Source organism: Streptomyces tagetis (assembly GCF_018069565.1).
Classification (GTDB): Bacteria; Actinomycetota; Actinomycetes; order Streptomycetales; family Streptomycetaceae; genus Streptomyces; species Streptomyces tagetis.
In genome coordinates this window covers 554,841-580,166 of record NZ_JAGPNL010000002.1, presented here as the reverse complement: position 1 = coordinate 580,166, position 25,326 = coordinate 554,841, and the positions used below count along the sequence as shown (strand labels likewise).

Here is a 25,326-nt window from a genome sequence, read left to right as displayed (position 1 = left end):
CGGGCGGCGCCCCGGCGCGGGTCAGGCGGCGCCCTCGTCCGCCTGACCCCGCAGGAAGGCGCTCACCTGGTGCGCGAGGCCGCCGTCCCGTGCCGCGCCCGTGGGGGCCGCCCCGGTGGCGCCCTCGGGCAGGCCGAGGCCGCCGGTCCACATCCGGCGGCCGGCCCACTCCTCGTCGACGCGGAGCTGGACCTGGACGTCGACCTGGCTCAGGTCCGCCTCGGCGGCGGCGGCGTACAGGACGGCGGTGACCCGGCGCAGCGGGTGGACGTCGAAGCCCTCGACGAACTGGGAGTTGCGCCAGTCGAGGAAGGCGCTCTCGCCGTCGGGTCCGACCCGCACGTCGATCTGCCCGTCCTCCAGGTGGACGGCGCAGGGCGTCTCGCCCCGGTTCTCGACGGTGATCCGCACCCGGAAGTAGGTCAGCCCCTCGGCGGCGTCGTCGCGCCCGCGCGGAGGCTCGGCCGGTTCAAGACGGTGGACGCGGAGACGCAGACCGGCATGTTCGTCGTACTCCCGCCAGTCCCCGACCACGTTCGGCTCGTACACAGCACACCTCTCGACTTCCCGAAGCTGCTTCCTATCCGTGTGCTCAGTGCACTGTCAAATGCGCGGAATGCGCCGTGGCCAGGGACTTCGCCCTATTTGATCGTTGATCAAGCGCTGCGCAGGAACGATGCCCCGGCGGGCGCCCGAACGGGTGGTCCGGGCGTGCCGCACGTCACGTCCGCCCCCGTGCCCGGCCGGTCACCGGGCGAGCCGGCCGAGCAGGGCGGAGGCGGCGGCGACCCCGAGGACCGCCGCGCCCGCGAGCACGGCGAAATCCGGCCCGAGGTGGGAGGGGGTGCCGAGCAGCAGTCCGCGCAGGGCGTCGACCTCGTAGCTGAGCGGGTTGACCTTGCTGACCGCCTGGAGCCAGCCGGGCATCACGGAGACCGGGTACAGCGCGTTGGAGGCGAAGAAGAGCGGCATCGTGATCGCCTGCCCGAACCCCATCAGCCGGTCCCGGCTGAGGACGATGCCGGCGATGGTCATCGACAGGCAGGAGAAGAAGGCCGAGCCGAGGATCACCACGACGAGGACGCCGAGGAGCCGCAGCGGGTTCCAGGTCAGGGCGACCCCGAGCGCGGCGGCGATGACGATGACGACGAGGGCCTGCACGACCGACTTGAGCCCGGCCGCGAACGCCTTCCCGGTGATCAGCGCGGATCTCGGAGTCGGCGTCACCAGCAGCTTGTTGAGGACTCCGGCGTCGCGTTCCCAGATGATCTGGATGCCGTAGAAGATGGCGATGAACATCGCGGACTGGGCGATGATGCCGGGCGCCAGGTAGTCGATGTAGGGGATGCCGCCGGTGGGGATGGCCCGGATGTGGGTGAAGGTCTGACCGAAGATCAGCAGCCAGAGGGCGGGCTGGACCGCCCGGGTGTACAGCTCGGTGCGGTCGTGGCGCAGTTTCTGCAGTTCGACGGCGCACAGGGCGATGACGCGGGCGGGCAGCACGCGCCAGCCGGCCCGGGGCTCGGGCTGGCGGAGCAGCAGGTCGATGGAGCCGGCGCGGTCAGCCGACGCGGTTCGCTGTGCGGCGGGTGCTTCGGACATCGCGGAAGTCTCCTGACGTGTCGTCGAGTCCACTGCCGGCCACCTCGCGGAAGACGTCCTCCAGCGTGGGCGGGGCGCCGGTCGCGCCCGCGGCGCGGCGGCGTTCGCCGAGGCCGCGGGTGAGGTCGCCGGGGGTGCCGAGGGCATGGACGCGGCCTCGGTGCATGAGCGCCACCCGGTCGCAGTGCTGGTCGGCCTCGTCCATGTAGTGGGTGGTGACGAGGACCGTCATGCCGGTGGCCGCCCGGACGGCGTCGATGTGCTCCCAGACCCCGGTGCGGGCGATCGGGTCGAGGCCGATCGTCGGCTCGTCCAGGATCAGCAGCCGGGGCGCGCTGACCAGGGCCTGGGCGAGTTCCAGCCGGCGGATCATGCCGCCGGAGAAGGTGCCGGCCATCCGGTCGGCGGCGTCGGCGAGGCCGACGGCGGCGAGCGCCTGGGCGACCCGTTCGGCGCGCTCGCGGCGGGGGACGTCGAAGACGCGGGCGAAGAGCGTCACGTTCTCCCGGCCGGTGAGGGAGGCGTCCGCGGAGAGTTGCTGCGGTACGTAGCCGAGCAGGCGGCGTACGGCCATGCGCTCCCGGGCGGTGTCGCGGCCGAAGACGCGGACCATGCCGGGCGGGACCGGCAGCAGGGTGGTGATGCAGCGGATCGCCGTGGTCTTGCCGGCGCCGTTGGGGCCGAGCAGTCCGAAGACCTCGCCCTCGGCGACCGTCAGGTCGAGTCCGTCGACGGCGTTGGTCTCGCCGAAGGCGTAGGCCAGTCCGGTGCAGTCGACCGCGGGGGCCGCCGTCTCCGTGTCACCGCTCATCGCTCCTCCTCGCGCAGTCTGGCGGCCAGCCGGCGCAGCGCCGGGACCGCGTCCCGCAGGGCGGCCCGGTCCGCCTCGTCGAGGCGGGCCGCCTGCCGCCGTACGAGGTCGGCCCGGTGCCGGCGCCATTCCCGCAGCCGGGTCCCGGCCGCCGGGGTGGGCAGCAGGCGGGCCGCCCGCCGGTCGGACGGGTCGGTCTCCCGGAGCAGGTACCCCGCCGCGGCCAGCCGGTTGACCAGGGTCGAGACCGAGTTGCCCGCCAGGCACAGCTCCCGGGCCGCGTCGGAGACGCTGATGCCGGGGCGGGCCACGACCAGGCGCAGCAACTCCGCCTCGGCGCCGCCGAGGCGCGGCGCGGACATCTCGCGGCGCACCCGTCTGCGGATCAGGCGCTGGACGGCGACGAGGGCGTCGGTCAGGTCCTCCGGGAAGGGGGTTTCCGGAGGGTTTTCCGGTCCCTGTTCCATACCTCCAGATTACCTCTGTAGCAGAGCTAATCACCCTGCCGTGCGGCTTGCCGGAGGTCAGCGGCCCGCGCGCCCGTTCGAGTGGCCACACGGCTCTTCCAGGTCCAATATCCATATATATGAGGACTCGTTTCGCATGCGGCGGCCCCGGGCATGCCGCACCCCGTGCTTCGGACAGGAGGCACGCCCGCGGGAGCCGGTACGCCCGAGCCCCCGGTGCCCCCCATGAGGCCCGACGCCACGCGCCCCATGGTGTTCCTTCCACCCGGCACCCTTGCTGAGGGAGGTGCGCACCATGCGTATCGCCAGCAGAACCAAGCCCCACCCGCACGACGACGCCCCCGACACCGTCGCGGCGTTCGAACGGCTCGCCGGACTGCCGGACGGGCCCGAGCGCAAGGCGCTGCGGGACGAGCTGATCCGGCTCTGGCTGCCCATGGCCGAGCGGATCGCCGTCCGCTTCCGGGGGCGCGGCGAGAGCCTGGACGACCTGTACCAGGTGGCGGCGCTCGGCCTGGTGAAGGCCGTCGACCACTACGACCCCGAGCGCGGCCACGCCTTCGAGGCGTACGCCGTGCCGACCGTGACCGGCGAGATCAAGCGGCACTTCCGCGACCACATGTGGACGCTGCACGTGCCGCGCCGCATCCAGGACCTGCGCAACCGGGTCCGCCGGTCCGCCAAGGAACTCGCCCAGACGACGCCGGGCCGCTCCCCCACGGTCCAGGAGATCGCCGAGCACGCGCACCTGACCACGGACGAGGTCCGCACCGGCATGGAGGCGCTGGAGTGCTTCTCCGCGCTTTCGCTGGAGGCGGAGATGCCCGGCACCGACGGGTACGCCCTCGCCGACGCCCTCGGCGGTCCCGACCCCGCCTTCGACACGGTCGTCGACCGGGTGGCCGTACGGCCCTGTCTGGAGGCGCTGCCCGAGCGCGAGCGGACCATCCTCTACCTGCGCTTCTTCCGGGGGATGACGCAGAGCCGCATCGCCCAGCAGCTCGGGATCTCCCAGATGCACGTCTCGCGGCTGCTCAGCGGCTGCTTCGACCGCATCCGCGAGGAGATCCTCACCGAGAGCGGATGACGGGTCACGACCGGGCGACCGCGGGCCGGGCCGCGGCGCGCGTGGCCGGGCCGCGCCGCATGGCACCGGGAGGGGCGGACCGCCGTCCCGCACCGGGAGGGGCGGACCGCGGCGGCTCAGCGGCGCGGCGGGTCGCCGGGTACCCGGGTGGGCCCGTGGCGGTCGAGGGCGTCCTCCAGGGCGGCCCGGATCGGCGCGGGCATCACTCCGGTGCGCCCCCAGATGAGAATCGTTTCCGCGACATTGCGCAGTTTGATGTTCGTATGCTGGGAAACTTCCTTCAGGACGACCCATCCCTCGTCGGGACCCACCCGGCCGAGCACCACGACCATCCCGATCGCCTGGTCGACGACGGCGTGCGAGACGACGGCCTCCTTGAGCTGCCGCACCTGCTCCTGGAGCGCGAAGATCTGGTCCGGGTCATCGTCCGTGGACATGGCCACCTCCGGGTCCGGCGGGTGAGCGACGGCCGCGCCGCGCGGTACCGCTCCGACGCGTCCATCGTGCGCAGATGCCGGGCCCGGCGCCACTGCGCCGTCCGGGCCGCCGGGGCCACCGTTTCGGCGGTGCCGCCGGGGTACCCGGCAGGCGCCCCCCACCGGTCGGGCCGGACACTGGTGGAGAGCGACGAGAGCGGCGCCCGCCGGCGGACGAGAGCAGGACGCGACTGAGATGAACGACGACAGGACCTCCCCCGCCGGCCGGCGGGGTCCCCTCTCCACGCACTCCGTGTTCGGGGCGCCCTGCTGGGTCAGCCTGACCAGCCGCGACCTGAAGGTCACGGAGGAGTTCTACTCGGCGGTGCTGGGCTGGCAGTGGCGGCCCGTCAGGCTCGGCGACCCGTTCCGGATCGCGCTGGCCGGCGGGCGGCCGGTCGCCGGGATCGCCGCGGTGGCCGCGATGTGGCAGATGGCGGTGGCCTGGACGCCGTACTTCGCGGTGCGCAGCGCCAACGAGACGGTCTCGCGGGCGCAGGAGCGCGGCGGCACCGCCGCGGTCGGGCCGATCTCCCTGCCGCCCGGCCGGGGCGCGCTGCTCGCCGACCGGGACGGGGCGACCTTCGGCATCTGGGAGGGCGAGCTGTTCACGGACTGGGAGAACTGGCGCACCGCCCAGCCGGCCTTCATCCGGCTGCACACCCGCGACGCCTTCGACGCCGCGATCTTCTACGGCGAGGTGTTCGGCTGGGCCGATCCCGAGGGGGACTGCGAGGTGCAGTACGAGGGCGGCGAGGTGGTCCTGCGCAACGGGGGGCACATCGTCGCGCGGATCGTGTCGGGGGCCCTCGGGTCGGCGCCCGATCCCGCCATCCGGCCGCACTGGCAGGTGCACTTCGCCGTCGACGACGTCGAGGCGTGCGCGCGCGCCGCGGAGCTGCACGGCGGCGGGGTGCTGGCGACGCACGGGAGCGAGGCGGTGCTGCGGGACGTGGACGGCGCACTGTTCACGGTGACCGCGCGCCCGGTACCGCGCTGAGCCGCCCGCCGGGTCCGGCGGGCGGCTCGTCTTCCGCTCCCCAGCGACCCCGCGGCAAGATCCGAAAGAAAGGCCCTAACGGCCGTCCTCGGTGAGGGAGGGGCGGGAGAGCAGGACGAGGCCGCGTGGCGCGACGGTCAGCGCCGTGCCGGCCTTGCGTTCGGTCTCGTCCGGGACGCCCTCCGGGTCGGCGGTGTCGATCAGGGCCGTCCACCGTTCGCCGTAGGCGGCGCCGGGCAGCCGGAAGCGGGCGGGCTCCCAGTGGCTGTTGAGCAGCAGCAGGAAGGAGTCGTCCACGACGGGCCGGCCGTGCGGGTCGGGTTCGGCGATGGCGTCGCCGTTGAGGAAGACGCCGACCGCGTGGCCGTCGGAGCGCCGCCAGTCGTCGTCGGTCATCTCCCGCGCGTCCGGCAGCAGCCACACCAGGTCGGGCAGCGGGGCGCCGTCCCGGTTCGCCGTCTCGCCCTGGAAGTAGCGGCGCCGGCGCAGTACCGGGTGGGCGGCGCGCAGGGCGATCAGGCGCCGGGTGAAGCCGAGCAGGGCCCGCTGTTCCTCGTCGAGCCGCCAGTCGGTCCAGGAGGTCTCGTCGTCCTGGCAGTAGGCGTTGTTGTTGCCCCGCTGGGTGCGGCCCAGTTCGTCGCCGTGGGAGAGCATGGGGATGCCCTGGGAGAGCAGGAGGGTGGCGAGGAAGTTGCGCTGCTGGCGTGCGCGCAGCTCCAGTACGGCGGGGTCCGTCGTCTCCCCCTCGGCGCCGCAGTTCCAGGACCGGTTGTGGCTCTCGCCGTCCCGGTTATCCTCGCCGTTGGCCTCGTTGTGCTTGTCGTTGTACGAGACGAGGTCGCGCAGGGTGAAACCGTCGTGCGCGGTGACGAAGTTGACGCTGGCCCGGGGCCGGCGGCGGCTGTGCTGGTACAGGTCGGAGGAGCCGGTCAGCCGGGAGGCGAACTCGCCGAGCGTGTGCTCCTCGCCGCGCCAGAAGTCCCGTACGGCGTCGCGGTACTTGCCGTTCCACTCCGACCACAGGGGCGGGAAGTTGCCCACCTGGTAGCCGCCCTCGCCCAGGTCCCAGGGCTCGGCGATGAGCTTGACGCGGCTGATGACCGGGTCCTGCTGGATGAGGTCGAAGAAGGCCGAGAGCCGGTCCACCTCGTGGAACTGCCGGGCCAGGGTGGCCGCGAGGTCGAAGCGGAAGCCGTCGACGCGCATCTCGGTCACCCAGTACCGCAGCGAGTCCATGATGAGCTGGAGGACGTACGGATGCCGCATGAGCAGGCTGTTGCCGGTGCCCGTGGTGTCGTAGTAGTGCTGCCAGTCGCCGTCCACCAGGCGGTAGTACGAGGCGTTGTCGATGCCGCGGAAGGAGAGGGTGGGTCCCTTCTCGTTGCCCTCGGCGGTGTGGTTGTAGACCACGTCGAGGATGACTTCGAGGCCGGCCGCGTGCAGCGCCTTGACCATCGACTTGAACTCGGTGACCTGCTGGCCGCGGGTGCCGTGGGCGGCGTAGCCGTTGTGCGGGGCGAAGAAGCCGATGGTGTTGTAGCCCCAGTAGTTGGCGAGGCCGCGGTCCACCAGGACACCGTCGTGCACGAACTGGTGCACCGGCATCAGCTCCACGGCGCTCACCCCGAGGGAGGTGAGGTGGCCGACGACCGCGGGGTGGGCCAGCCCGGCGTAGGTGCCGCGCAGTTCCTCGGGCACGTCGGGGTGGGTGCGGCTGAGGCCGCGTACGTGGGCCTCGTAGATCACGGTGTCGGCGTAGGGGCGCCGGGGCGGGCGGTCGTCGCCCCAGTCGAAGAACGGGTCCGTGACGACGCCGAGCATGGTGTGCCCGGCGCTGTCGGCGGGGTCGGCGCCGCCGGGGGCCCTCTCGAAGAGGGAGGCGTGGTTGTCGACCTGTCCGTCCACAGCCCTGCTGTAGGGGTCGAGGAGCAGTTTGGCGGGGTTGCAGCGGTGGCCGACCGAGGGGGCCCACGGCCCGTGCACCCGGTAGCCGTAGCGCTGTCCCGGGCCGACGCCGGGCAGGTGGCAGTGCCAGACGAAGCCGTCGACCTCGGGCACGGGGATGGTGGTGTGGGTGCCGTCGTCGTCGACGAGGACGAGGTCGACGTGTTCGGCGACCTCGCTGAACAGCGCGAAGTTGGTGCCCTGTCCGTCGTAGACGGCGCCCAGGGGGTAGGGGTGCCCGCTCCCCACGGGCGCCCCCTTCCAGCTCGGCCGGGAACGGCTCACCGGGCCCCCTCCAGGACTCCGGTGGCGGCCGGCGCGGCCAGGCGGGCGACCGGCAGGAGCGCGCGGGGCAGGCGCAGCCCCTCCTGGGTGATCGGCTCCGGGGCGGTCGGCACCAGCGGGACGCGTTCGCCGGCGCGGGCGCGCTGGGAGAACCAGATGACCTTCGCTCCGGTGCCGGTGGCGCAGCAGCCCCAGCCGTCGCTGGTGGCGGCGAGGTGCCGCAGGCAGCCGCGCAGGTCCTGGTCGGGGCGCAGGGCCCGGTCGTTGCCGCCCACGGCGGTGATGAGGTGCTGGTGGTTCCACCACAGCTCGATCGAGGTGTTCTTGTCGCTGGCGTGCTCGTCGATGCCGCGGAGCAGCATCTCCGCCCCCGAGCAGACGGGTTCGACGAGGTTCTCCAGGTCCCAGTAGCGCAGGTGGGCGGCCAGGATGCGCCTGACCTGTCCGACCCGGTCCGGGGTCACCTCCACGTCGAGGTGGTAGTAGCAGGGCACTGCGGTCTCCATCGTCTTGGCTCCTCACCGCGACAGCTCGCGCCGTTCCCCGTCCCTTGGGGGAGGGGCTCCCCGAACACGAAGCGTGAGTGCCGATCGCTTCTGAGTCACTCCAGAGTGCGATCGGTAGTCCATTCGTGCAACACGAACACCGTCCGTCACGGCACCGCCGCGGACCGTTGAAGATCCAACAAGACGGGGAGTCACTGTCCGTGCACCATGTGTGAAGAACTCGACCGCCCGTACCGACCGTCCCGAAAGGTGGCCGGCACCATGCTGCTTCCCGCGAAGACCGAAGTCGCCCGGCAGCTAAGGCGTTTCCGCGCCTGGGAGCGGAGGATGCTCGCGTCGCCCGCGGACGTGGCGGTGCGGGCGACGTTCGAGGACTCCGGCTACACCCTCTGCGTGCTCATGGGGAAGCGGTGCGCACGCGAGGCCGCGGACGCCGCGGAGCGGTACCTGCGGACGACCCCGGTCACCTACCTGCGGGAGCAGGGGGAGCGGCCCCGTACCGTCCGGACGCCCCGCCGGGGCCCGGTGGCGGTGGACCGGCTCGCTCCGACGGCCCCCTCCGGCGTGGCGTGACCCATCCGGCCGGGCCGGTGGCCCGGCGTCGAGCACGGCGGAGGTGAGAACGGATGAGGACTGTGGAGATCGGGCGGATTCCGGTGCTGGACGTCCGCCCGGCGGTGGACGGCGGCAGACGGCCGGCGAAGGCGGTGCCGGGCGAGACGTTCGAGGTCACCGCGACCGTGTTCCGGGAGGGCCACGAGGCGGTGGCCGCCAATGTGGTGCTGGAGGACGCCGAGGGGCGGCCGGGGCCGTGGACGCCGATGCGGGAGCGGGCCCCCGGCACGGACCGCTGGAGCGCCGAGGTCACCCCGGACGCCCCCGGACGCTGGACCTACCGGGTGGAGGCGTGGAGCGACCCGGTCACCACCTGGCGCGAGCACGCGCGGATCAAGGTCCCGGCGGGCCTCGACACGGGGCTGGTGCTGGAGGAGGGCGCCGACTTGTACCGGCGGGCGGCGGCCGGCGTGCCGCGCAAGGCGGGCCGCCGGGTGGTGACGGCCGCCGCGAGGGCGCTACGGGACGACGCGCTGCCGGTGGCCGAGCGGCTGGCGGCGGCGCTGGCGCCGGAGGTGGCGGCGGTGCTGGCGCGGTATCCGCTGCGGGAACTGGTCACCAGCAGTGAGCCGTACCCCCTCCTGGTGGAGCGGGAGCGGGCCCTGTACGGCTCCTGGTACGAGTTCTTCCCCCGCTCCGAGGGCACCCCGGAACAGCCGCACGGTACGTTCCGCACCGCCGGGCGGCGGCTGCCGGAGATCGCCGCGATGGGTTTCGACGTGGTCTACCTGCCCCCGATCCACCCCATCGGCACCACCCACCGCAAGGGCCGCAACAACACCCTGACCGCCGGTCCGGACGACGTCGGCGTGCCGTGGGCGATCGGCTCGCCGGAGGGCGGGCACGACGCCGTCCACCCCGCCCTGGGCACCCTGGACGACTTCGCCCACTTCGTCGGCCGCGCCCGCTCGCTCGGCCTGGAGGTGGCCCTCGACTTCGCCCTCCAGTGCTCCCCCGACCACCCCTGGGTCCACAAGCACCCCGAGTGGTTCCACCACCGCGCCGACGGCACCATCGCCTACGCGGAGAACCCGCCGAAGAAGTACCAGGACATCCACCCCCTGGCCTTCGACACCGACATGGACGGCCTGGTCGCCGAGAGCGTGCGCGTGCTGCGGCACTGGATGGGCCTCGGCGTGCGGATCTTCCGCGTCGACAACCCCCACACCAAACCGGTCGTCTTCTGGGAACGCCTCCTGGGCGAGATCAACCGCGCCGACCCCGACGTCGTGTTCCTGGCCGAGGCGTTCACCCGGCCCGCGATGATGCGCACCCTCGCCCAGATCGGCTTCCAGCAGTCCTACACCTACTTCACCTGGCGCGAGACCAAGCGGGAACTGACGGAGTACCTCACCGAACTCACGGGAGAGGCCGCCTCCTTCATGCGGCCCAACTTCTTCGTCAACACCCCCGACATCCTCCCCGCCCACCTCCAGCACGGCGGCCGGCCCGCCTTCGAGGCCCGCGCCGTCCTCGCCGCCACCCTCTCCCCCGCCTGGGGCGTCTACAGCGGCTACGAACTCTGCGAGAACACCCCCCTGCACCCCGGCGGCGAGGAATACCTCGACTCCGAGAAGTACCAGCTCACCCCCCGCGACTGGGTCGGCGCCGCCCGCGAGGGCCGCACCATCGCGCCCCTCATCACCCGCCTCAACACCATCCGCCGGGAGCATCCCGCGCTGCGCCGGCTCAGGAACCTGAGCTTCCACCAGGCCGACAACGACCAGGTCATCGTCTACAGCAAGCGGGCCGGGTCGGACGTGGTCCTGGTGGTCGTCAACCTCGATCCCCACCACACCCAGGAGGCCACGATCTCCCTCGACATGCCGCGACTCGGCCTGGACCGGCACGCGTCGACGCCGGTCCGCGACGAACTCACGGGTGAGACCTACCACTGGGGCGAGACGAACTACGTGCGGCTGGAGCCCGGCCGGGCGCCCGCGCACGTCTTCCACGTCCAGTCCCCGTCCGCCGCAGCGCCGCACACCGAAGGGCCGGGAGCCTCATGACCGTCAACGAGCCCGTACCGGACACCTTCGAGGACACGCCGGCCAAGGACCGCGACCCGGACTGGTTCAAACGAGCCGTCTTCTACGAGGTCCTCGTCCGCTCCTTCCACGACAGCAACGGCGACGGCGTCGGCGACCTGAAGGGCCTCACCGCCAAACTGGACTACCTCCAGTGGCTCGGCGTCGACTGCCTCTGGCTGCCCCCCTTCTTCAAGTCCCCCCTCAAAGACGGCGGTTACGACGTCTCCGACTACACCGCCGTCCTGCCCGAATTCGGCGACCTCGCCGACTTCGTCGAGTTCACCGACGCCGCCCACCAGCGCGGCATGCGCGTCATCATCGACTTCGTCATGAACCACACCAGCGACCAGCACCCGTGGTTCCAGGAATCCCGCAGCAACCCCGAAGGCCCCTACGGCGACTACTACGTCTGGGCCGACGACGACACCCGCTACCCCGACGCCCGCATCATCTTCGTCGACACCGAAGCCTCCAACTGGAGCTACGACCCCGTCCGCCGCCAGTACTACTGGCACCGCTTCTTCTCCCACCAGCCCGACCTCAACTACGAGAACCCCGCCGTCCAGGAGGAGATCCTCGCCGCCCTCAAGTTCTGGCTCGACCTCGGCATCGACGGATTCCGCCTCGACGCGGTGCCCTATCTGTACGCCGAGGAAGGCACCAACTGCGAGAACCTGCCCGCCAGTCACGCCTTCCTCAAACGGGTCCGCAAGGAGATCGACGCGCAGTACCCCGACACGGTGCTGCTGGCGGAGGCCAACCAGTGGCCCGAGGACGTCGTCGACTACTTCGGCGACTACGCCTCGGGCGGCGACGAGTGCCATATGGCGTTCCACTTCCCGGTCATGCCCCGCATCTTCATGGCGGTGCGCCGCGAATCGCGGCACCCGGTCTCCGAGATCCTCGCCAAGACCCCGGCCATCCCGTCCCGTTGCCAGTGGGGGATCTTCCTGCGCAACCACGACGAACTGACCCTGGAGATGGTCACCGACGAGGAACGCGACTACATGTGGGCCGAGTACGCCAAGGACCCGCGCATGCGGGCCAACATCGGCATCCGCCGCCGCCTCGCCCCGCTCCTCGACAACGACCGCGACCAGATCGAGCTGTTCACCGCCCTGCTCCTGTCCCTGCCCGGCTCGCCGATCCTCTACTACGGCGACGAGATCGGCATGGGCGACAACATCTGGCTCGGCGACCGCGACGCCGTCCGCACCCCCATGCAGTGGACCCCCGACCGCAACGCCGGCTTCTCGACGGGCGATCCCGGCCGCCTCTTCCTGCCGACGATCATGGACCCGGTCCACGGCTACCAGGTCACCAACGTCGAGGCGTCGATGGCGTCGCCCTCGTCCCTGCTGCACTGGACGCGGCGGATGATCGAGATCCGCAAGCAGAACCCCGCCTTCGGCCTCGGCACCTACACCGAACTGCCCTCCTCCAACCCCGCCGTCCTCGCCTTCCTCCGTGAACACGAGGACGACCTCGTCCTGTGCGTCCACAACTTCGCGCGCTTCGCGCAACCCACCGAGCTGGACCTGCGCGAGTTCGCCGGGCGGCACCCGGTGGAGCTGTTCGGCGGGGTCCGTTTCCCGGCCATCGGCGAGCTGCCGTATCTGCTGACCCTCGGGGGCCACGGCTTCTACTGGTTCCGGCTCACCCGGGTCGCATCCCGCATCGGCCGCCCCGTGTGACCGCGGGCCGAGGAAAGGACGCGTCACCATGCAGAAGACCGCTCCCCCGCGCCCCAGGCCCGCGCACCTCGCCGAGCCGATGGCCTCGCTCGGCGGGCTGCTGCGGGACTGGCTGCCGCGCCAGCGCTGGTTCGCGGGCAAGGACCGGCCCGTGGCCGACCTCGCGCTGCTGTCGATGACGGAACTCTTCCCGGGCTGTCTGCACCTGCTCGTCCACACGGGGCACGGCTCCGTGCCCGCCCCCGGCGGCGCTCCCCCGGCCGGCGACTGCTACCAGCTCCTCCTCGACGTCCGCGAGCGCCCGGCACCGCACCTGGGGCGGGCGCTCATCGGCCGGGTACGGGAAGGGCCGCTGGCCGGGCGGACGGTCTACGACGCGCTGCACGACCCGCGCACCGCCCAGCTCCTCCTGGAACGGCTCCGGCACCCGGGCACCACCGGCCCGCTCCGCTTCGAACGGGACCCGGCCCGCCCCGTGCCGGCCGGTCTCGCGCCCCGGCTGCTGGACGCCGAGCAGTCCAACTCCTCCCTGGTGTACGGCGACGCGTACATCCTCAAGCTGTTCCGGCGTATCCAGCCCGGCGTCAACCCCGACCTGGAGGTGCCGGGCGCGCTGGCCCGGCAGGGGTGCGACCGGGTCCCCGCGCCCGTCGCGTGGCTGCGCACGACCCACCCGTACGAGGCGACGCTCGGCGTGCTCCAGCCCTTCCTGCACGACGCCACCGACGGCTGGACCCTCGCCCTCGCCGCGCTGGGACGCGGGGAGGAGTTCACCGCCGAGGCCCACGCGCTGGGGCGGGCCACCGCCGACGTGCACCTGGCACTCGCCTCCGCCTTCCCGGCCGCGCCCGCGGCGCCCGCCGCGCCCGCCGGGGAGAACTCCCGGACGGCGGCGGCGATGTCCGAACGGCTGACCGCCGCCGCGCGCTGCGTGCCCGCGCTCGGCCCCTACGTCCCCGGGCTGCGCGGGGCCTTCGAGGCGCTGGCCGGCTGCGACTCCGGCCCGCCCGACCAGCGCGTCCACGGCGACCTCCACCTGGGTCAGGTGCTGCGGGCCGGCCGGGACTGGTTCGTCATCGACTTCGAGGGCGAGCCGTCCCGGCCGCTGTCCGAGCGGCGCAGCGCCCACTCCCCGGTCCGGGACATCGCGGGCATGCTGCGCTCCTTCGACTACGCCGCCCGCCAGCGCCGCCCGTGGCGTCCCGAATGGGCCCTGCGCTGCCGCGAGGCGTACTGCGCGGGGTACGCCTCCCGCGCCGGCTGGGACCCCCGCGAGGAGCACGGCCTGCTGCGCGCCTACGAGACGGACCGGGCGGTCTATGAGGTGCTGTACGAGGCCCGCCACCGTCCCGACTGGCTTCCCGTACCCATGGCGGCGATCGAACGACTCGCCGTGAGAGGAGACTGACCCGTGGCCCTCCGCGACACCACCCTCCCCGAGCCCTCCGGTCCCGTCCCGCCCGTCATCGGGCCGTACGGCACCGCGCCGCCCCTCGATCCCGCCGACCGCGGGCGGCTGCTGGCGGGCGCGCACCACGATCCGCACGCCCTGCTCGGCGCCCATCCGGTGCCCGGCGGGATCGCCTTCCGGGCGCTGCGCCCCTTCGCGCGCCGGGTGGGCGTGGTCGTCGGCGGGGAGCGGCACGACCTCGTCTCGGAGGGGGACGGGCTCTTCTCCGGCGTCCTGGACCTGCCGGAGATCCCGGAGTACCGGCTGATCGTGGCGTACGAGGAGGGCGAGCGGGAGACGGAGGACCCGTACCGCTTCCTGCCCGCGCTCGGCGACACGGATCTGCACCTGATCGGCGAGGGCCGGCACGAGCAGGTGTGGCGGGCGCTGGGCGCGGAGCCGATGAGCCACCAGGGCGTGACGGGCACCCGGTTCACGGTGTGGGCGCCGAACGCCCGGGGGGTGCGGGTGGCCGGCGACTTCACGCACTGGGACGGGACGGCGTTCCCGATGCGCTCGCTGGGCTCCTCGGGCGTCTGGGAGCTGTTCCTGCCCGGGATCGGGGAGGGCGCGCGGTACAAGTTCGAGATCCACTCGCGGTACGGGCAGCGGTTCCTGAAGGCCGACCCGATGGCCCGCCGGACGGAGGAGCCGCCGGCCACGGCCTCGGTCGTGACCGCCTCGCACCACACGTGGGGCGACGGGGAGTGGATGCGCGGCCGGGGCGCCGTGCCGGTGCACGAGGCGCCGTTCTCGGTGTACGAGGTGCACCTGCCGTCCTGGCGGCCCGGACTCTCCTACCGCGAGCTGGCCGACGTGCTCCCCGCCTACGTCCGGGACCTCGGCTTCACCCACGTCGAGCTGATGCCGGTCGCCGAGCACCCCTACGGGCCGTCCTGGGGCTACCAGATCACCGGCTTCTACGCGCCGACCGCGCGGCTCGGCTCCCCCGACGACTTCCGGTACCTGGTCGACGCCCTGCACCGGGCGGGCGTCGGCGTGATCCTGGACTGGGTGCCGGCGCACTTCCCGAAGGACGACTGGGCGCTGGCCCGCTTCGACGGGGACCCGCTGTACGAGCCGGGGGACGCGCGGCGCGCGGAGCACCCGGACTGGGGGACGTACACCTTCGACTTCGCCCGGACCGAGGTGCGCAACTTCCTCGTGGCGAACGCCGTGTACTGGTGCGAGGAGTTCCACATCGACGGGCTGCGCGTCGACGCCGTCGCCTCGATGCTCTACCTGGACTACTCGCGGGACTCCGGCCAGTGGGAGCCCAACGTGTACGGCGGGCGGGAGGACCTGGCGGCGGTGGCGTTCCTCCAGGAGATGAACGCGACCGTCTACCGCCGCTGCCCCGGGGTGGTGACGATCGCGGAGGAGTCGACCGCCTGGGGCGGGGTGACGCGGCCGACCGACACCGGCGGGCTCGGCTTCGGCTTCAAGTGGAACATGGGGTGGATGCACGACTCGCTGGAGTACATGGGCCACGAGCCGGTGCACCGCAGGCACCACCACCACGAGATGACCTTCTCGATGGTGTACGCGTACAGCGAGAACTACGTGCTGCCGATCTCGCACGACGAGGTGGTGCACGGCAAGCGGTCCCTGGTCTCCAAGATGCCGGGCGACTGGTGGCAGCGGCGGGCCGGGCTCCGCGCATACCTGGGCTTCATGTGGGCCCACCCCGGCAAGCAACTCCTCTTCATGGGGCAGGAGTTCGCGCAGGGCGGGGAGTGGTCGCAGAAGGACGGGCCCGAGTGGTGGCTGCTGGACGACGGGTACCACTCGGCGGGCGACCACCGCGGGGTGCGGGACCTGGTCCGGGACCTGAACGCCCGCTACCTGGGCACTCCGGCGCTGTGGCAGCGCGACACCGACCCGGCCGGGTTTAGCTGGGTGCGGGTGGACGCGGCCGACGACAACGTCCTCGCCTTCCTGCGGCTGGACGCGGGCGGCGCCCCGCTGCTGGCGGTGTCGAACTTCTCCCCCGTCGTCCGCCACGACTACGCGCTCGCCGTGCCGGAGGGCGCCGGCGCCTGGCAGGAGGTCCTCAACACCGACGACGCGCGGTACGGCGGCAGCGGCGTCACCGGGACCGGCCCGGTCGAGCCCGTGGACGGCGCGGTCCGGATCACGCTGCCGCCGCTGGCCACGGTGTGGCTCACCCCGGACGCGCCGTCGCTCCCGTGAGGCGCCGGGGAGGTGTCCGCCCGGTGTGAGGGGGCAGACGGGGTGCACGGGCGGGAGCGCCCCGCCGGCGCCGCGGCGGGGCCCGCAGAGAGGGCGGCATCAGGTGCGTACCGTCGGAGTGGAGGAGGAACTCCTCCTGGTCGACCCGGATTCCGGGGAGCCGCGGGCGCAGTCGTCCGCCGTCCTCGCCCACGCCGGACGCGACGTCGCCCCGCGGGGTGCCTTCGAGGAGGAACTCCACGACCAGATGCTGGAGTTCGCCACGCGTCCGCAGGCGGACCTGGGGAAGCTGCACGCCGAGATCGTGCGCTGCCGCGCGGAGGCGGCGCGGCACGCCCGGGAGGCCGGCTGCGCGGTCGCCGCGCTCGCCACCTCCCCGCTGCCGGTGACGCCCTGCGTCGGCGGGGGCCGGCGCTACCGGTGGATGGCCGCCCAGTACGGCGTCGTGGTCCACGAGCAACTGGTGCTCGGCTGCCATGTGCACGTGGCCGTGGGCGGCGACGAGGAGGGCGTCGCGGTGATCGACCGGGTGCGGCCGTGGCTGCCGGTGCTCTGCGCGCTCAGCGCCAACTCCCCCTTCTGGCAGGGCCGGGACTCCTCGTACAGCAGCTACCGCAGCCGGGTCTGGCAGCGCTGGCCGTCGGCCGGTCCGACGGAGCTGTTCGGCTCGGCGGCGGAGTACCGGCGGCGGGTCGCCGGCATGGTCGCCACCGGCACCATCCTCGACGAGGGGATGGTCTACTTCGACGTCCGGCTCTCGCCGCGCTATCCGACGGTGGAGTTCCGGGTCGCGGACGTCTGCCTGGACGCCCGGACCGCCGTCCTGGTCGCCGCGCTGGCCCGCGCCCTGGTGGAGACGGCCGTACGGGAGTGGCGGGAGGGCGCGGCGCCGGCCGGGCACAGCGTGAGCCTGCTGCGGCTGGCCGCCTGGCGGGCCGCCCGCTCCGGGCTGACCGGGGAACTGCTGCACCCGGAGACGCTGCGGCGTGCGCCTGCCGCCGCGGTGGTGGACCGGCTCCTGGCGCACACCGGGGAGGCGCTGGCCGCCGACGGCGACCTGGACCGGGTCCGCGAGGGCGCCGCGGAGCTGCTGCGGCACGGCAACGGCGCCCGGGTCCAGCGCGAGCTGCTGGAACGGACCGGCAGCCTGCGCGAGGTGGTCGCCGCCTGTGTCGACCGCACCCAGGCGGCCTGACACCGGTCGACGGGGGCCGTCCGGCGCGCGGGCAGCGGGGGGCGCCCCGGCGGCCGAGGTGGTGGCGGTGCGCCGGGCGGGGCGGGGCGGCCGGTCAGAAGATCAGGGCGAGGGCGTACGCCAGCAGGCCGGCCGCGAAGACCACCACCAGGGCGAGGATCATTGTCAGCGGGCCCTTCGCCCAGCCCTTGGGCGGATTGTGCGATTCGTAGGGCCCGGCCTCCGGCAGGCTGCTCTCCGCGGGCGGGGTCTCGCCGGGCGGGACACCGCCACCCGGCTCCAGGCCGGTGGTGCGCTCGGGATCGGGATCGGGGTTCGTGAAGGTCATGCTCCCCGGGTCCCCCGTTCGGGCCGAGATCACCAGGCGGCCACACTTCTGCCGTCCCGGCCCCCCGGCGTCCCCGGCTCGGCTAGATTCGAGCTCCCCGGCCGCTGACGGTGCCCATCCGCGACGTCACCCTCTGTACAGCTCAGGAGCAGCGCATGCGCGAACTCGCCCTCGCTCCCCCCGCCGCCTCGCCCCTGACCGGCGGACTCGCCGACAGTGTGTTCGAGAGGGCGGACCGCACGCCCCGGCTCCCGGTGCTCGCGCGGCGGCCCGTGCCGCCCTCCGCCGAGTGGGAGACGGTGACGGCGGCGCAGTTCCGGGACGAGGTGGTCGCGCTGGCCAAGGGCCTGATCGTCTGCGGCACGTCCCCCGGCGACCGGGTCGCCATCCTCGCCCGCACCCGGTACGAGTGGACCCTCTTCAGCTACGCCCTGTGGACCGTCGGCGCCGAGGTCGTCCCCATCTACCCGTCCTCCTCGCGCGAGCAGGTCGAGTGGATCCTGCGGGACGCCCGCTGCGTGGCCGTGGTGGTCGAGGACGAGCAGAGCGTGATGACCGTCGGCTCGGTCTGTGCCACCCTGCCCGCGCTCAAGCACGTCTGGCAGCTCGACGCGGGCGCGGTGGAGATGCTGATGGAGCGCGGCGAGTACATCCCGCCCGCCACCGTCGACTCGATGCGCCGCATCGTCCTGCCGGACTCCACCGCGGTCGTCGCCTACACCTCGGGCACCTCCGGGCAGGCCCTCGGCTGCGCGCTGAGCCACCGCAGCGTGGCCAGCCCCTGCGACACGCTGCTCGCCGGCTGGGGCCACACGGTGGCGCCCCCGGGCGAGCAGGGCGTCATCCTCGCCTTCCTGCCGTTCTCCCACGTGTACGGGCTGATGATCCAGACGCTCTGCCTGCGCGGCGGGCTGCTGATGGGGCACGAGCCCGCGATGAGCGAGGAGGCGCTGTCCCGGGCCCTGAACACGCTGCGGCCGACGTACCTCTACGCGGTCCCCTCGGTCCTGGAGCGGCTCTACAAGAACTTCCTGCGCACCGCCCAGGAGTCGGGCCGCGGCGCGCTGTTCGAGCGGGCCGCGGAGACCGCGCGGGACTTCGCCGAGGCCCTGGAGCGCCGGCGCCTCGACCGGGGGCCGGGGCCGGGCCTGGACCTGCGGATGCAGCACGCGCTGTACGAGCGGACCGTGTACCGCCGGCTGCGGACGGCCCTCGGCGGGCGGGTGCGCCGTGCCACCTCGGGCGGCTCGCCGCTCAGCCGCGACCTGTCCCTGTTCTACGAGGGCATCGGTGTCTACGTGCACGACGGGTACGGCCTGACCGAGACCAGCGGCGGGCTGACCATGCAGCCGCTGGGCCGCGAGAAGTCCGGCACCGTCGGCAAGCCGCTGCCCGGCGTCGACGTCCACCTGGCGAAGGACGGGGAGATCCTGGTCCGCGCCCCCTCGATGTTCCAGGGGTACGTGGGCCAGGAGGCGGCCACGCGGACGGTGCTGCGCGACGGCTGGTTCGCCACCGGCGACCTCGGCCACCTGGACGAGGAGGGCTATCTGACGATCACGGGCCGCAAGAAGGACGTCATCATCACCAGCGGCGGCAAGAGCGTGTCGCCGTCCGCGCTGGAGGAGCGGCTGCGCGAGCACCCCCTCGTCCACCAGGCGGTCGTGGTGGGCGACAACCGGCCCTGCGTCGGCGCGCTGATCACGCTGGACCCGCGGTTCCTGTCGCACTGGCGGGCGGGCCTGGCCCTCCAGGGCGACGCGTCGATCCGCGAGGCCCGAGAGGAGAACGCGCTGCGCGAGGAGATCGCGCGGGCCGTCGCCGCCGCCAACAGCGCCGTCTCCCGTTCGGAGTCGATCCGGGTCTTCCGTATCCTGCCGGACCCGTTCGACGTGGCCAGCGGATTGCTGACGCCGTCGATGAAGCTGCGCCGCGACGAGATCGTCCGGACCTACGCCGCCGAGATCGACGCGATGTACGAGGCGCGCTCGCGCCGCCGGCCGCCCGCGGAGGAGCCGGCCGGCTGGGACGACTCGGACAACGTGTTCTTCCGCTGACCCCCGCGCCCCGGCGCCGTCCGCCCTCCGTCCCGCCCCCTTCCGCGGCTTCCCCGGCTTCCGCGCACCGCTCCGTCCCAGGTGCACGCGCGTAGGCTCCGCCCGCACGGGAACTAACCAACCAGGGGGCGCAGGACAGGACGATGCCCGGCCCGTGCCGGGCCGGGAAGGCGAGATGGCAGCCGAGCCGCGTTGGGACAGGACACTGGCTTCCGAGGAGATCACGAACCGCATCGCCAGCTTCACCGGGGAACTGCACAACGTGACCGGTGCGCGTCTGGTCGCCGAGGACTTCCTCGGCGACCTGGCCCGGGTGTCACCGCCCTCGGCGCCGGAGCACTGGGACGACATCCTGCTGGTCGTCACCGAACTGGCGGCCAACGCGGTGCAGTACGCGCCGGGCCCCTTCCAGTTGCGGCTGCGGCGGACCTTCGACGGGGTGCACGTGGTGATGCACGACACCAGTACGACGGAGCCCTCGCCCCGTCCGTTCCATCCCAGCAGCGGCGGCGGGGGCATCGGCTGGCATCTGATCCACACCCTGTCCGACCAGGTGAGCGTGGTCACCGGAGCGCGGGGCAAGGACATCCACGTCTTCCTGCCCTGGTGAGCGGGGGCGCCCGCGCGCCGGGCGGGTCCGGGGCCGGACGCGGCGTCCGGCTCCGGACCCGGCCGTGCGGTGGCACGGCGCCGGCTCAGCTCCGGGGGGCCTCCCCCGCCGTGAGCCGGTGGTAGTAGTCGCCGACGGCCGCCAGGTACGCGCGGTCCATGGTCTCGCTGTCGGTACGGAAGCGGGGCGCGGCCTTGACCTCGGCCCGGGTGCACCCCAGGGTCACCGTGCGGGCGGCCGGGTCGACGCGCCGGACGACGCCGACCGGGACGAGCGCGCTGCGGCCGAAGACCCACACGCCCGTGTCGACGACCAGGTGCCGCATGCCGAAGTGGCCGGCCTGCCGGTCCACGCGCCCGATGGCGCCGTCACTCGCGTGGACGGCGAACCCCGTGGGGTCCTGCCCCTCCACGTACCCGCTGTCCGCCGGGAACGACCAGATGCTGTCCGTCGGCACGCTGCCCCTTTCCTCCCGCGCCGGTCGCGGCGACGGGCCCGGGGCGGATACCGCGGGCCGGACCGGCTCCCCAGAACGCATACCCGTCCCGGGCCGCCGCATTCGAACGTGTGTGGCCGGCGGGAGCGGTCCCACCCGGTCCGGGGGTACTTCTTGGTGGGTTCCCGGCGCCCGGGTTAGCCTCTGACGTATTTTCCTCATCGGGCAGATCCGTGAACTGCGAAGACGTGTGCGGGGTACAGACGCCCGCACGACGGACGGGACCGCGCGGCGGTCTCCGGAGGGGTTCCGAGTCCTCGGCGGCCGAGGACTCCTGGGGAGCGGAACGAGGGTGCGCATGACCAGCGAGAGCGCCGGGACGGTGGACGCGGTCCCGGGCGACCGGGAGCTGCGCCGGCTCCTGGCGGGCCTGACCGCCGTACGGGACGGGGACTTCGGCACCCGTCTCCCGGACGACGCGGACGGTCTGATGGGCGACATCGCCACCGTCTTCAACGGGATGGTGGACCAGTTGTCCGTGTTCACCTCCGAGGTCACCCGGGTGGCCCGGGAGGTCGGCACCGAGGGCACCCTCGGCGGCCAGGCCCGGGTGCCGGGGGTCTCGGGCACCTGGGCCGACCTGACGGACTCGGTCAACGCCATGGCGGGCAACCTCACCACACAGGTCCGTGACATCGCGCAGGTCGCCACGGCGGTGGCCGAGGGCGACCTCTCCCAGAAGATCGACGTGGACGCGCGCGGGGAGATCCTGGAGCTGAAGAACACCATCAACACCATGGTCGACCAGCTTTCCGCCTTCGCCGACGAGGTCACCCGCGTCGCCCGCGAGGTCGGCACCGACGGGCGGCTCGGCGGGCAGGCCGACGTCCAGGACGTCCGGGGCACCTGGCGCGATCTGACGGACTCCGTGAACTTCATGGCGGGCAACCTCACCGCCCAGGTCCGCAATGTCGCCCAGGTCGCCACGGCGGTGGCCGAGGGCGACCTCTCCCAGAAGATCACCGTGGACGCGCGCGGCGAGATCCTGGAGCTGAAGAACACCATCAACACCATGGTCGACCAGCTCTCCGCCTTCGCCGACGAGGTCACCCGCGTCGCCCGCGAGGTCGGCACGGCCGGCAACCTGGGCGGTCAGGCCCAGGTGCGGGGTGTCTCGGGCACCTGGAAGGACCTGACCGACAACGTCAACGTGATGGCGTCCAACCTGACCGGGCAGGTCCGCTCCATCGCCCAGGTCGCCAGTGCGGTGGCGCGGGGCGACCTGTCGCAGCGGATCACGGTCGAGGCCGAGGGCGAGGTCGCCGCGCTGGCGGACGTCATCAACACCATGGTCGACACGCTCTCCGCCTTCGCCGACGAGGTGACGCGGGTCGCCCGCGAGGTCGGCACCGAGGGCCGGCTCGGCGGGCAGGCGCACGTGCCGAACGTCGCCGGCACCTGGAAGGACCTCACCGACAACGTCAACTCGATGGCCAACAACCTCACCGGCCAGGTGCGCAACATCGCGCTGGTGACGACCGCGGTGGCCCGGGGCGACCTGTCGCAGAAGATCGACGTCGACGCGCGCGGCGAGATCCTCGAACTCAAGACGACGATCAACACCATGGTCGACACCCTGTCCGCCTTCGCCGACGAGGTGACGCGGGTCGCCCGCGAGGTCGGCACCGAGGGCCGTCTCGGCGGGCAGGCCGAGGTGGAGGGCGTCTCCGGCACCTGGAAGCGGCTCACCGAGAACGTCAACGAACTGGCCGGCAACCTCACCCGGCAGGTCCGCGCGATCGCCGGGGTGACGAGCGCGGTCGCCGAGGGCGATCTGACCCGTTCCATCAACGTGGAGGCGTCCGGCGAGGTCGCCGAACTCAAGGACAACATCAACGCCATGGTGGAGTCCCTGCGCGAGACCACCCGGGCCAACCAGGAGCAGGACTGGCTCAAGACCAACCTCGCCCGGATCTCCGGCCTGATGCAGGGCCACCGCGACCTGCCCGTCGTCGCCGAGCTGATCATGGACGAGCTGGTGCCACTGGTCTCCGCGCAGTACGGCGCCTTCTACCTGGCGGAGGACGGCGAGGAGGGGCCCGAGCTGCGGCTCGTCGGCTCGTACGGCTGCCCGGCGGAGCCGGCGCGGCCCGCCCGTATCGCCTTCGGACGCACCCTGATCGGGCAGGCCGCCCGCAGCCGGCGCACCATCGTCGTGGACGCGCTGCCGCCCGGTTACGTCACCATCTCCTCCGGGCTCGGCGAGGTGGTGCCGACCGCGCTGCTGCTGGAGCCGATGGTGGTCGAGGGCCAGGTCCTCGGCGTGATCGAACTGGCGTCGGTCACCCCGTTCAGCCCCGTGCACCGGGACTTCCTGACGCAGCTCATGGAGACCATCGGCGTCAACGTCAACACCATCGTGGCCAACGCCCGTACCGACGAACTGCTGGTGGAGTCGCAGCGGCTGACCGTCGAGCTCCAGGCCCGTTCCGAGGAACTCCAGGTGCAGCAGGAGGAGTTGCAGCGTTCCAACGCCGAGCTGGAGGAGAAGGCGTCCCTGCTCGCCACGCAGAACCGGGACATCGAGGCGAAGAACCTCCAGATCGAGCAGGCCCGGCAGGAGCTGGAGACCCGGGCCCAGCAGCTCTCGCTGGCCTCGAAGTACAAGTCGGAGTTCCTGGCCAACATGAGCCACGAGCTGCGCACCCCGCTCAACAGCCTCCTGATCCTGGCCCAGTTGCTCGCCCAGAACCCCTCGCGCAACCTCACCCCGAAGCAGGTCGAGTACGCGGGCATCATCCACTCCGCCGGCTCGGACCTGCTCCAGTTGATCAACGACATCCTGGACCTGTCCAAGGTCGAGGCGGGCAAGATGGACGTCTCCCCCGAGCGGGTGACGCTGCGTCAGCTCATCGACTACGTGGAGGACACCTTCCGGCCGATGACGACGCAGAAGGGCCTGGCGTTCGCGGTCACCACCGCGGCCGGTGCCCCGGGGGACCTGCTCACCGACGACTCCCGGCTGCGCCAGGTGCTGCGCAACCTGCTCTCCAACGCGGTGAAGTTCACCGAGCGGGGCAGCGTGGAACTGGCCGTCGAACCGGCCCCGGACGACGAGGTGCCCGCGGACGTGATCCGCGGCGGTGCCGTGGTGGCCTTCCGGGTGAGGGACACCGGGATCGGCATCCCGGAACAGAACCTGGAGTCGGTCTTCGGCGCCTTCCAGCAGGCCGACGGCACCACCAGCCGCAAGTACGGCGGCACGGGGCTCGGCCTGTCCATCACCCGGGAGATCGCCCAACTGCTCGGCGGCGCCGTCACGGTGGACAGCACGCCCGGCCGGGGCAGCACCTTCACGCTCTTCCTGCCGGTGGCCCGGCCGGACTTCGAGGAGGTGCTGGAGCACGGCGGCGAGAGCCTGCCGGCCGCCTCGGCCGCCGCCGCGCTCCCCCGCGCCGTCCCACGGGAACCGGCCGGACACCGCGCCCGGCCCCGGCGGCTGCTGGTCGTCGAGGAACGGCCGCGGGGGCTGCTCACCCTGGTCGCCGAGAGCGTGGTCGCCGACCTCGCGCACGGCCGGGACGACGCGGGCGACCGGCCCCCGGTGGACGTCATCACCGCCGTCGGCGCCCAGGAGGCGGCCGGGGCGCTCGCGGCCGAGCCGTGCCACTGCGTGGTGCTGGAGCTGGGCCTGCCGGACGGGGAGGCATCCCGCTTCCTGGGCGCGCTGCGGGGCGACTCGGCGCTGGCGAGCGTGCCGGTGCTGGTGCACAGCGGCCACCGGGCGGACGCGGCGCAGGAGGCGAGCCTGCGCTCCGGTGCGCAGGGCGGGGCGCTGGAGTTCCTGTCCAGCCTGGACGAGCTGCGCGAGCGCATCGCCCTGCACCTGGCGGCCGAGGAGCCCGGGGACGTACTGCCGCTGGTGCGGCACGAGGAGCCGGAGCGGACGCCGGAGCCCGCCACCGCCGGGCCGCCACCGGGCCGTACGGTCCTCGTCGTCGACGACGACGCGCGCAACCTCTTCGCGCTCAGCGGCATCCTGGAGCTGCACGGCTTCCGGGTGCTGCACGCGGAGAACGGGCGGCGCGGCATCGAGACGCTGGTGGACCATCCGGAGGTCGCCCTGGTGCTGATGGACGTGATGATGCCGGAGATGGACGGCTACACGGCGACCGCGGAGATCCGCCGGATGCCCCGGTACGCCGGTCTGCCGATCATCGCGGTCACGGCGAAGGCGATGCCCGGCGACCGGGAGAAGAGCCTCGCCTCCGGGGCCAGCGACTACGTCACCAAGCCGGTCGACACCCGGGACCTGATCGCCTGCGTCCGCCGGTGGCTGGCCACGTGAGCGCGCGCGTCCCCCTCCCGTGCGCCCGCCGGACGGCCGTCCCGACGGCGCCGCGTCCCTCCGGCCGGGGAGCGTGGTCGGCGTGAGCGGTCCCGGACAGCCGCACGAGCCGCCGGAGTGGCGCCGGACGGACCCCGGCCCGGCCTCGGCCGAACCACCGGACACGGCGGGTACGGCGGACACGGCGGGCAC

At 73.0% G+C, this 25,326-nt stretch carries 20 protein-coding genes; 11 read left to right on the top strand and 9 right to left on the bottom strand.

Annotated elements, in window-relative coordinates:
* Positions 1 to 21: 21 nt before the first annotated feature.
* The 4 genes from J5Y05_RS10645 to J5Y05_RS10630 all read right to left on the bottom strand — a co-directional run bounded on the left by J5Y05_RS10645 (position 22) and on the right by J5Y05_RS10630 (position 2,880).
* The gene (locus J5Y05_RS10645; protein ID WP_210870817.1) at positions 22 to 549 is read right to left on the bottom strand and encodes a hypothetical protein; all 528 of its coding nucleotides are present in this window, start codon (positions 547 to 549) and stop codon (positions 22 to 24) included.
* 198 nt (positions 550 to 747) lie between these two features.
* Positions 748 to 1,602 (bottom strand): ABC transporter permease, encoded by an 855-nt coding sequence (locus tag J5Y05_RS10640; RefSeq protein ID WP_210870813.1) that lies wholly within the window; start codon positions 1,600 to 1,602, stop codon positions 748 to 750.
* The gene (locus tag J5Y05_RS10635; RefSeq protein ID WP_210870810.1) at positions 1,562 to 2,413 is read right to left on the bottom strand and encodes an ABC transporter ATP-binding protein; all 852 of its coding nucleotides are present in this window, start codon (positions 2,411 to 2,413) and stop codon (positions 1,562 to 1,564) included. The genes J5Y05_RS10640 and J5Y05_RS10635 overlap by 41 nt, the downstream gene beginning before the upstream one ends.
* Positions 2,410 to 2,880, bottom strand: a complete 471-nt coding sequence (locus J5Y05_RS10630) for a MarR family winged helix-turn-helix transcriptional regulator (protein ID WP_210870807.1) — start codon at positions 2,878 to 2,880, stop codon at positions 2,410 to 2,412. The genes J5Y05_RS10635 and J5Y05_RS10630 overlap by 4 nt, the downstream gene beginning before the upstream one ends.
* A gap of 295 nt (positions 2,881 to 3,175) precedes the next feature.
* Here J5Y05_RS10630 and J5Y05_RS10625 point away from each other — a divergent pair, with 295 nt between their 5' ends.
* Complete coding sequence (locus tag J5Y05_RS10625) at positions 3,176 to 3,967, top strand: RNA polymerase sigma factor SigF (RefSeq protein WP_210870804.1); 792 nt, start codon at positions 3,176 to 3,178, stop codon at positions 3,965 to 3,967.
* Positions 3,968 to 4,083: 116 nt separating this feature from the next.
* Here J5Y05_RS10625 and J5Y05_RS10620 read toward each other — a convergent pair whose 3' ends face one another.
* The gene (locus tag J5Y05_RS10620) at positions 4,084 to 4,404 is read right to left on the bottom strand and encodes an ANTAR domain-containing protein (RefSeq protein WP_210870802.1); all 321 of its coding nucleotides are present in this window, start codon (positions 4,402 to 4,404) and stop codon (positions 4,084 to 4,086) included.
* Positions 4,405 to 4,639: 235 nt separating this feature from the next.
* Between J5Y05_RS10620 and J5Y05_RS10615 the strand changes: the two genes are divergently transcribed.
* Positions 4,640 to 5,443, top strand: coding sequence for a VOC family protein (locus tag J5Y05_RS10615; protein WP_210870799.1), 804 nt, complete (start codon positions 4,640 to 4,642; stop codon positions 5,441 to 5,443).
* Between the two features lie 75 nt (positions 5,444 to 5,518).
* Here the strand turns inward: J5Y05_RS10615 and glgX are convergent, their stop codons facing one another.
* Positions 5,519 to 7,672, bottom strand: a complete 2,154-nt coding sequence (glgX, locus tag J5Y05_RS10610; RefSeq protein WP_210870796.1) for a glycogen debranching protein GlgX — start codon at positions 7,670 to 7,672, stop codon at positions 5,519 to 5,521.
* Entirely contained in the window at positions 7,669 to 8,178 is a 510-nt protein-coding gene (locus J5Y05_RS10605) for a pep a2 (RefSeq protein WP_210870792.1), read from the bottom strand. The genes glgX and J5Y05_RS10605 overlap by 4 nt, the downstream gene beginning before the upstream one ends.
* 261 nt (positions 8,179 to 8,439) lie before the next feature.
* On the opposite strand from J5Y05_RS10605, the gene J5Y05_RS10600 reads away from it, so the two are divergent.
* From J5Y05_RS10600 to J5Y05_RS10575, 6 genes are all read left to right on the top strand, one after another.
* On the top strand, positions 8,440 to 8,751 hold the full coding sequence (locus tag J5Y05_RS10600; RefSeq protein ID WP_210870789.1) for a DUF5133 domain-containing protein: 312 nt from the start codon (positions 8,440 to 8,442) through the stop codon (positions 8,749 to 8,751).
* 53 nt (positions 8,752 to 8,804) lie between these two features.
* On the top strand, positions 8,805 to 10,802 hold the full coding sequence (locus tag J5Y05_RS10595) for an alpha-1,4-glucan--maltose-1-phosphate maltosyltransferase (RefSeq protein WP_210870787.1): 1,998 nt from the start codon (positions 8,805 to 8,807) through the stop codon (positions 10,800 to 10,802).
* The gene (treS, locus tag J5Y05_RS10590; protein ID WP_210870784.1) at positions 10,799 to 12,517 is read left to right on the top strand and encodes a maltose alpha-D-glucosyltransferase; all 1,719 of its coding nucleotides are present in this window, start codon (positions 10,799 to 10,801) and stop codon (positions 12,515 to 12,517) included. The genes J5Y05_RS10595 and treS overlap by 4 nt, the downstream gene beginning before the upstream one ends.
* Positions 12,518 to 12,545: 28 nt before the next feature.
* A complete protein-coding gene (locus J5Y05_RS10585) occupies positions 12,546 to 13,925 on the top strand; it encodes a maltokinase N-terminal cap-like domain-containing protein (RefSeq protein ID WP_210870781.1) in 1,380 nt (459 codons plus the stop codon).
* 3 nt (positions 13,926 to 13,928) lie between these two features.
* The gene (glgB, locus tag J5Y05_RS10580) at positions 13,929 to 16,160 is read left to right on the top strand and encodes a 1,4-alpha-glucan branching enzyme (RefSeq protein WP_210870779.1); all 2,232 of its coding nucleotides are present in this window, start codon (positions 13,929 to 13,931) and stop codon (positions 16,158 to 16,160) included.
* A 103-nt stretch (positions 16,161 to 16,263) separates the two neighbouring features.
* Positions 16,264 to 17,355, top strand: a complete 1,092-nt coding sequence (locus J5Y05_RS10575) for a glutamate--cysteine ligase (RefSeq protein WP_210870776.1) — start codon at positions 16,264 to 16,266, stop codon at positions 17,353 to 17,355.
* A gap of 94 nt (positions 17,356 to 17,449) precedes the next feature.
* Here the strand turns inward: J5Y05_RS10575 and J5Y05_RS10570 are convergent, their stop codons facing one another.
* Entirely contained in the window at positions 17,450 to 17,683 is a 234-nt protein-coding gene (locus J5Y05_RS10570; protein ID WP_210870773.1) for a DUF6480 family protein, read from the bottom strand.
* A 155-nt stretch (positions 17,684 to 17,838) separates the two neighbouring features.
* On the opposite strand from J5Y05_RS10570, the gene J5Y05_RS10565 reads away from it, so the two are divergent.
* Complete coding sequence (locus J5Y05_RS10565; RefSeq protein WP_210870770.1) at positions 17,839 to 19,740, top strand: AMP-dependent synthetase/ligase; 1,902 nt, start codon at positions 17,839 to 17,841, stop codon at positions 19,738 to 19,740.
* Positions 19,741 to 19,915: 175 nt separating this feature from the next.
* Positions 19,916 to 20,350, top strand: coding sequence for an ATP-binding protein (locus J5Y05_RS10560; protein WP_210870767.1), 435 nt, complete (start codon positions 19,916 to 19,918; stop codon positions 20,348 to 20,350).
* A gap of 85 nt (positions 20,351 to 20,435) precedes the next feature.
* Here the strand turns inward: J5Y05_RS10560 and J5Y05_RS10555 are convergent, their stop codons facing one another.
* Positions 20,436 to 20,807 carry a PRC-barrel domain containing protein gene (locus J5Y05_RS10555; RefSeq protein WP_210870764.1) on the bottom strand — a complete coding sequence of 124 codons (372 nt, stop codon included), beginning with the start codon at positions 20,805 to 20,807 and terminating at the stop codon, positions 20,436 to 20,438.
* Between the two features lie 337 nt (positions 20,808 to 21,144).
* Here J5Y05_RS10555 and J5Y05_RS10550 point away from each other — a divergent pair, with 337 nt between their 5' ends.
* On the top strand, positions 21,145 to 25,134 hold the full coding sequence (locus tag J5Y05_RS10550; RefSeq protein WP_210870761.1) for a HAMP domain-containing protein: 3,990 nt from the start codon (positions 21,145 to 21,147) through the stop codon (positions 25,132 to 25,134).
* The last annotated feature ends 192 nt before the right edge of the window (positions 25,135 to 25,326 follow it).